Annotated in this window: 5 protein-coding genes; 2 read left to right on the plus strand and 3 right to left on the minus strand. The window is 43.0% G+C overall.

Annotated features, from left to right (window positions below; genetic code table 11):
* Positions 1-55 precede the first annotated feature (55 nt).
* The 3 genes from IQ224_RS19685 to pdxA all read right to left on the minus strand — a co-directional run bounded on the left by IQ224_RS19685 (position 56) and on the right by pdxA (position 4,381).
* Positions 56-1,612 (minus strand): phospholipase D-like domain-containing protein, encoded by a 1,557-nt coding sequence (locus IQ224_RS19685; protein ID WP_228036324.1) that lies wholly within the window; start codon positions 1,610-1,612, stop codon positions 56-58.
* Positions 1,613-1,762: 150 nt separating this feature from the next.
* The gene (locus IQ224_RS19690) at positions 1,763-3,127 is read right to left on the minus strand and encodes an NAD-dependent succinate-semialdehyde dehydrogenase (protein ID WP_194033388.1); all 1,365 of its coding nucleotides are present in this window, start codon (positions 3,125-3,127) and stop codon (positions 1,763-1,765) included.
* A 237-nt stretch (positions 3,128-3,364) separates the two neighbouring features.
* Positions 3,365-4,381 carry a 4-hydroxythreonine-4-phosphate dehydrogenase PdxA gene (gene pdxA / locus IQ224_RS19695; RefSeq protein WP_194033389.1) on the minus strand — a complete coding sequence of 339 codons (1,017 nt, stop codon included), beginning with the start codon at positions 4,379-4,381 and terminating at the stop codon, positions 3,365-3,367.
* A 258-nt stretch (positions 4,382-4,639) separates the two neighbouring features.
* Here pdxA and IQ224_RS19700 point away from each other — a divergent pair, with 258 nt between their 5' ends.
* Positions 4,640-5,926 (plus strand): RNA-guided endonuclease TnpB family protein, encoded by a 1,287-nt coding sequence (locus IQ224_RS19700; protein WP_194033390.1) that lies wholly within the window; start codon positions 4,640-4,642, stop codon positions 5,924-5,926.
* A gap of 114 nt (positions 5,927-6,040) precedes the next feature.
* Positions 6,041-7,198, plus strand: a complete 1,158-nt coding sequence (gene corA, locus IQ224_RS19705) for a magnesium/cobalt transporter CorA (RefSeq protein ID WP_002744894.1) — start codon at positions 6,041-6,043, stop codon at positions 7,196-7,198.
* The last annotated feature ends 86 nt before the right edge of the window (positions 7,199-7,284 follow it).

Raw genomic sequence — 7,284 nt, forward strand, 5'->3', positions numbered from 1 at the left:
ACTTAATTTGTCCAGCCAACTGTTTTTTTGGGTGATCGCCTCTCCTCAAAAATAGTTACTTTGTACTATATGCCCATGCCAAAATCGGGGTTAATGCTCTATTTATTTCAAAATGAGAATTGCTGGTCTTTAGTTGTCGTTGGGGAAGATAAACCCTCGACCCGTCAGCAAATTTTAGATACCGACGACCCTGTTCGTCTTCTGTAGCATAATTATTTTTGATAAAACCGCGAGTCCGTCTAATCATATAGAGACGCATTAAGTCTCTCCAGTCGTCAGGAGAGTCACTTTTTTCAAAGGCTGCTAGGGACCTAACCGAAGATTGGTATCTGCGATTAAATTCGATTTCTCCTCCCAGAGATTCTAGTAGTCTTTCGGGACGAATTCCGAGATTAGTATCCTCTTGAATGAATAAACGCAGTTGATTGGACAGGTCAAGATAGTTTTTATTGTAGGGAGTCGCAGTTAAGAGAATACAGCGACTTTCATTGGTGTTAATGTACTCCTGTATCACCCGATAACGTTTACCCTCTCGATTACGCAGGTTATGACTTTCATCGATAATTACTACCCGATAGCGTCGCAGATTGGGTAATTTCTGTATAACCTGACTTAAGGGGATAATTTTCGCTCTTAATTTGTATTTATAGCTGTAATCCTCCCACATAGTCAGGAGATTTTTCGGACAAATAATTAAGATTTCTAAATCGTAGTCTTCCTGCAAAATATGTGCTAGAATGGAAGCGATGCGCGTTTTTCCTAACCCCACCACGTCGCCAATTAGTACCCCACCGCGTCTTTGCACATAACGAGCGGCAATTTTAATGGCCGATTTCTGAAAATCTAGTAAGTCTTGATCAAACTGTCGGGGAATTTTGTATTCCGCTAAACCGGCTCTCGCTTCAAAGGAAAGATGGTAAGCTATTTTTAAATAGATATGATAGGGAGGAATCAGACTTTCCCGGGCCCAACTTTGGTTAATCACCTTGACAATATCCGAGGATATATCCCAACACCAAGCATCAAACCAACGATCATTAAACCACTTTTGTAATTTGGCACAAGCATCGTGATCAAGGACATCAATATTTAATTCTCCCTGCTGTTGTAATCCCGCAAAAGTTAGATTACTACTACCCAAAAATCCCACCGTTGGATTATTGACATCCTGTCGATGAATAAGGTATAATTTAGCATGGAGATTATAGCCTAAAAATAAGCGAATTACTAGCTTCCCCGATTGAATTTGTTTGGCCAAACGTTGCAAAGCTTCCTGATCTCGATTGCTAGGATTCCCCCAAGTTAATTGTTGGCAAAAATCCTGAACAATTTGTTTTCTTAAACGAGCGCAAGTAGCCTTATCTATATTATTTGAGCGGTTTAATAAAGACAGGGATTGCTGTAGTAATTCCTGGGGTGCTTGCTGCATACCAATCAGCAGACGACAACAGGACAAATCACCCCCGAGAAAGTGATCAATATAGGTATCTATGGACTGCCAACCGCGCAAATTAAAATAACCCACGCAAAAATCAGCGCGTTGGGATGCTAATAAACTTTCGCGTAAAATTGGCAATAAATGGGACTCAATATTATCAATAATACGCGGCATATTTTTAATCCGTAGGGTGCGCTCTTCGATAGTGTAAACTAGCGACAATTATGGTGAGTGATTTTGGTTATGGTGGTGGGTTCGATCCCCCCTTCCCCCCTTGATAAGGGGGGGATTTGATAGTTTTTAACACCTAACTACTTAACTGAATTACTTAATCCAAACCGTTTTAACGTTGACAAATTCGCGAATACCTTCCACACTTAATTCCCGACCAAAACCGGAACGTTTAATCCCCCCAAAGGGTAAACGAGGATCGGATTTAACCATACCGTTAATAAACACACAACCGGCCTCAATTTCGGTAATTAAACGCTCAATTTCTGCGGGGTTATTCGTCCAAGCACTAGAACCCAAACCAAAGGGACTATCATTAGCTAAAGCGATCGCTTCCTCGGTATTTTTAACTCGAAATAGTAAAGCCACCGGTCCGAAAAATTCCTCTTTTTCCCCCGGAGAACCAGCAGGAATATCGGTTAAAATCGTTGGTAGATAGAAGTTACCTTTCCCCTCTAAACGTTGACCCCCCACAAGGACTTTACCACCCATAGCGACGGTTTTTTCCACTTGGGCGGCAATTTCCGAGACGATCGATACCGTGGCCAAGGGACCAATATCAACAGTTTCATCAAGGGGATCACCAACTTTTAAAGCTTGGAATTTCGCCACTAATAACTGTTCAAATTGATCGGCGACAGTTTCCATAACAATAAACCGTTTAGCAGCGATACAAGTCTGACCATTATTTAACAATCTTGCCGTCACTGCCGTAGCCGCTGCCGCCTCGATATCGGCACTATCTAAAACGATAAAAGGATCACTACCTCCCAACTCCAAAACCACCTTTTTGATCTGTTTTCCTGCGGCGGCTGCTAAACTCATCCCCGCCGGTTCACTACCGGTTAAAGTGGCGGCTTTTACCCGTTCATCGTTAATTAAATCACTAACGCGATCGGCCCCGATCAAAAGAGTTTGAAAAGCGCCTTTAGGAAAACCGGCTTCTAATAAAATTCTTTCCACCGCTAAAGCTGATTGGGGGACATTAGAAGCGTGTTTGAGTAGGCCGACATTTCCCGCCATTAAAGCAGGAGCAGCAAAGCGAAATACTTGCCATAAAGGGAAATTCCAGGGCATAACCGCTAAAATCACCCCTAACGGTTGATAACGGACAAAACTGCGACTAGCATCGGTGGTAATCGGCACATCTTCCAGATAACCGGCGGCATTATCAGCATAAAAACGACAAACCAAGGCACATTTGAGGACTTCTGCGATCGCTGACTTGATCGGTTTCCCCATTTCTAAAGTCATGGTTTTAGCCAATGCTACTTGATCCCGTTCCAAAATATCCGCCGCTTGCCGTAACCACTGTCCCCGTTTACTGATGGCGGTGCGGCGATACTGCTGAAAAGTTGTCTCAGCTAGGGCCAATTTCGCCGCCAATTCCTCCGAGGTTAGAGGGGTAAAAGTCTTGAGAATTTCTCCCGTGGCAGGGTTAACTGAAGCGATACCCATATCCAATTGTCTCCTATCGAGGGCTATATCTCTAGTTTAGTTCTCCGGTTGTCCCGCTGCTCACACCAATTTGGCAATCGGGATTAGGAGTCAGGAGATAGGTGATAGGGTGATAGGGTTTTGGGGTGATAGGGTTTTGGGGTGATAGGGTGATGAGACAGCTTCCCCACTTCCCACTTCCCACTTCATAATTCATAATTCATAATTCATAATTCTCATCTCCCTAACCCCCAACAGCTAAAACCGATCTATACGGCGCTGCTGACACAATTCGATCGCTAATTGGATCGCCGCTTGCATACTCTGGGCCCTAGCGATGCCAAGGCCGGCGATATCAAAAGCCGTCCCGTGGTCTGGAGAGGTGCGAACAAAAGGTAAACCGATGGTAGTATTAACAGCACAGTCAAAAGCCATTAATTTCACGGGAATTAGACCCTGATCGTGGTATAATGCCAGATATGCGTCCGCGGTTTGCCCTGCACCGCTAAACCAAGCGCGTCCCGGTTCCACCCAAAGGGTATCGGGGGGGACAGGGCCGATTAATTGGGTTTGCGGGCATTTTTGTCCCATTGACTGCAACCAAGGCTGTAACCAGTCTTTTTCTTCCCTTCCCAGTTTTCCCGCTTCGCCACTGTGGGGATTAAGGCCGGATATGGCGATTTTGGGGCGATCGATGCCGAAATCTAGCTTTAAAGACTCGATCAATAGGTCTAATTTTCGGGTCATCAGATCGGGGTTAAGAGCATCAGGAACTGCTCGCAGGGGGATATGGGTAGTGGCGAGGAGAGTGCGTAAGTTATAGCCGGTGTGAGGGGATTTAGCGACGAATAGCATCCCATAAAGGTTAATTCCCGCCATGGTAGCTAAAACCTCCGTTTGACCGGGGAAATCATAACCAGCCAACTGCCAACAGGATTTAGCGATCGGACCGGTGACAATACCGTCAAATTCGCCCTTGAGGGTGCGTTTTATTGCTTCTTGCAGGTAAAGAAAGCTAATTTCACCACTATGGGCATCCCCACGCCCGCAAACGATTTTTTCTTGATTGTAGGGCAAATCGATCAGAGAAAAGCGATCAAGAAGATGGGAATCGTGATAGGCTTTTTCGAGAAGCGTTCTGGTGCCGATTAGAGTAATCTGACAACCGGACGAGATTGGGGAATCGGCGATCGCTTTTAACACCACTTCAGGGCCGATTCCGGCGGGATCACCGACGGGGATAACTAGACGGGGAATAAAAGAGGCGGATTCCATAAATTTTGGCCGTCAATATTGCTAATTCTCCCGATTAATCTCATCGTTGACAATTATCAGGAGGGAATAAATCAGTAAACAATCTTCAGTTTACCTAAAATGTCGGATGAATGCCCCCGCTAAATTTTTTGACAAGACATCAACCTTTGCGGGGGATGAAATCCGACCAGGATATTGACTGCGAAGCACGATTTTAATTCTACCATTTGTAGGTAAACTGTGTTATAATTAAACGATCCAAGGGTCGAGGATTAATCAATGCTAGTCGTAGAAGCCAAGCTAAAAAACGGGACACCAGAACAATATCACCGGCTTGATGAAGCAATTAGGACATCTCAGTTTGTGCGTAACTCTTGTGTTCGTTATTGGATGGACAATAAGGGAACAACCCGGAATGATCTTCAAAAGCTTTGTGCGGTACTAGCTAACAATAAAGAGACACCATGGGTTAATAAATTAAACTCTCAAGCTCGTCAATCGGCTGCTGATAGAGCCTGGCAATCAATTAATAGGTTTTACCAGAATTGTCATGCTAAGATACCGGGAAAAAAGGGGTTTCCTCGGTTTAAAAAGCATAGCCGTTCGGCTGAGTATAAACTAACAGGCTACAAACTATCTGATGATAGACGTAAAATCAAGTTCACTGATGGTTTTAAAGCAGGAGAATTTGATTTATGGTGTAGTCAAAAGACCTTAGTTTATTATTCAGAACAACAGATTAAACGGGTAAGAGTTGTGAGACGTGCCGATGGTTATTATTGCCAGTTTTTGATTGACGTAGAACGGCAAGAATACCATAAACCAACGGGACAAATAACAGGAATTGACTTAGGGTTAAAGGAATTTTATACCGACGCTCAAGGCAATATAGTAGAGAATCCACGTTATTTAAGAAAGTCAGAAAAACGACTAAAAAAAGCACAACGACGATTATCCAAAAAGTTTCGTAAAGGAAAGAAACAGTCTAACAACTATCACAAGCAACGGATAAAAGTGGCTAGACTTCATCTTAAAGTATCAAGACAACGTAAAGACAAAGCAATTAAAGACGCTTTGGCGTTAGTCCAGTCTAATGATTTGGTAGTCTATGAAGCTTTAAAGGTAAGAAACTTAGTCAAAAACCGTAAACTTGCCAAGTCGATTAGTGATGCTTCTTGGTATCAATTCACTGAATGGTTGAATTATTTTGCCAAGATTTATCGGATTGTTTGTGTTGCTGTACCACCACATTGCACGACTCAAGATTGTTCAGTTTGTGGGACGAGAGTTCAAAAAACATTAAGCACTAGAACTCATCAATGTCCCAATTGTCAAACAGTCTTAGATAGGGATCATAATGCAGCAATCAACATTCTTAAAAAAGGGTTGCAATATTTGGGAAATCATCTCAACGGTACTGTTGGGCAAACAGAAACCGACCCAAACGCCTTGGGAGAGTCCGACCTCTGGGTTTTCAGTGGAGACATTGAGAATCTAAGTTGTCTCGTTGAACAAGGAATTTCTAACAGCGATGTGGAAAGAATCCCCCGTCACAGCGTAGCTTGACGGTGGGAGTATGTCAATGTAATCTCATGGCGATAGATAGTAACTTTAGGCAAATTAAATTTTTTAACTTTTCTGTTTTCTTATTGCCCAAATTAGCCAGATTGTTGTAAGCTTATGACCCAACTACAACCCGATATATTCGTCAACAATCGTCCCGATACCGATGGAGACGAGGAAGAAGACTACTTCGATTATTTTTATGATGAACCGGGTAGTGAACCAGGGACATTAATTATCGAACCGGATGCCAAACCCTCGCGGATTATTTTAATTGACTACGATGAAGATAACGCCGTTCGCAAGGTGGATATTACTCCCAATGCTTGCGCCCCCTATATTGGCACAAATACCGTGTCTTGGATGGATATTCAAGGGTTAGGGAGTGAGACGGTTTTAAAACAGGTGGGAGAAATTTTTAATCTGCATCCTTTGTTATTAGAAGATGTGGTTAATGTGCCGCAGCGTCCCAAGTTAGAGGACTATAACAATCAATTGTTAGTGATTTCTCAGATGGTGCGACTGAAAGAAGATGAAAGCGGTTTTGATACGGAACAGGTGAGTTTTGTCTTGGGAAAACGCTATCTTTTAAGTTTTCAAGAGGAGGAATTACAGGACTGTTTTGAGATAGTGAGAGATCGAATTCGCACTTCCCAGGGACGAGTACGGAAATCGGGGGCGGATTATTTAACCTATTTATTATTAGACACGATTATCGATGGTTATTTTCCCGTGGTAGAACACTACGAAGATCGGATTGAGGCGTTGGAAGATATGATCATTAGTAATCCCGATCGAGATACAATGCAGGAAATCTATGATGTCCGTCGGGAATTATTGGCACTGCGTCGCTTAATTTGGCCGATGCGAAATGTCCTACATCTACTCATGCGTGACCATCATGGTATAGTCAGCGATGAAGTACAAATTTATTTTCGGGATTCCTACGACCACGTCATTCAAATTCTGGAAATTATCGAAGCTTATCGAGAATTAGCGGCGAGTTTGATGGATGTTTATATGTCCACTATGGGCAATAAATTAAACGAAATTATGAAGTTTTTAACCGTAATTTCGACGATTTTTATTCCCTTAACTTTTATCGTTGGCGTCTATGGCATGAACTTCGAGAATATGCCAGAATTAAAAGGAGAATGGAGTTATTTCATGGTCTGGTTAGTCATGTTAGCCGTAGCGGGAGGCTTGATTTTCTACTTCTGGCGCAAAGGTTGGTTTAAACCAATTTATTCCCTGAAAGAGGAAGCAAAAACTTAGTTAACGAAGGCAGGAGTCAGGAGACTCCGAGACAGGAGACAGGAGATTATTTCTATTTATTCTTCCCACACCCCACACCCCACACC

Origin of the sequence: Microcystis sp. LEGE 00066 (genome assembly GCF_015207925.1) — a bacterium.
GTDB lineage: Bacteria > Cyanobacteriota > Cyanobacteriia > Cyanobacteriales > Microcystaceae > Microcystis > Microcystis ichthyoblabe_A.

Bases quoted from the DNA above. Each gene is read 5' to 3' on its own strand.
- IQ224_RS19685 (WP_228036324.1), bottom strand. From the start codon at position 1,612: ATGCCGCGTATTATTGATAATATTGAGTCCCATTTATTGCCAATTTTA.
- IQ224_RS19690 (WP_194033388.1), bottom strand. From the start codon at position 3,127: ATGGGTATCGCTTCAGTTAACCCTGCCACGGGAGAAATTCTCAAGACT.
- pdxA (WP_194033389.1), bottom strand. From the start codon at position 4,381: ATGGAATCCGCCTCTTTTATTCCCCGTCTAGTTATCCCCGTCGGTGAT.
- IQ224_RS19700 (WP_194033390.1), top strand. From the start codon at position 4,640: ATGCTAGTCGTAGAAGCCAAGCTAAAAAACGGGACACCAGAACAATAT.
- corA (WP_002744894.1), top strand. From the start codon at position 6,041: ATGACCCAACTACAACCCGATATATTCGTCAACAATCGTCCCGATACC.